This window comes from Aeromonas sp. MR16 (assembly GCF_022549315.1).
In the GTDB taxonomy this organism is placed as follows: domain Bacteria; phylum Pseudomonadota; class Gammaproteobacteria; order Enterobacterales; family Aeromonadaceae; genus Aeromonas; species Aeromonas aquatica.
Genome location: NZ_JAKZFK010000080.1, coordinates 1 through 374 on the forward strand (window position 1 = coordinate 1; position 374 = coordinate 374).

Below are 374 nucleotides of genomic sequence, written 5' to 3' on the forward strand. Positions count from 1 at the left end.
AAGAAAGCGCTAAAGCAACGGCGTGGCGGCGGGGAGCTTATCCATCACTCGGACCGCGGCGTGCAGTATTGCTCGGGCCTGTATCAGTCATTGCATGCACGGTACGGGGTGAAATGCTCGATGACGGATGGCTATGACTGTTACCAGAATGCGTTGGCAGAACGGGTGAACGGAATTTTGAAAGGAGAGTTGCTGTTACAAAGCCCGCAGGACCTGGCGCAAGCGCGGGAGATGGTGCGTGAGGCGGTGGATATTTACAACCTGGAGCGACCGCATCATACGTTGACATACAGAACCCCCGATGCGGTACATCGGGGGTTCTGAGTCACGTGAAGCTAGACGAAAATGTGTAAACCTATTTCAGGACTAGACAG

The 374-nt window shown here is 54.3% G+C and carries 1 protein-coding gene; it reads left to right on the top strand.

The annotated features are described in order from the left end of the window. On the top strand, positions 1-324 hold a 324-nt coding region (locus MM194_RS21825; RefSeq protein WP_241344958.1), incomplete at its 5' end, for an integrase core domain-containing protein. Positions 325-374: the final 50 nt, after the last annotated feature.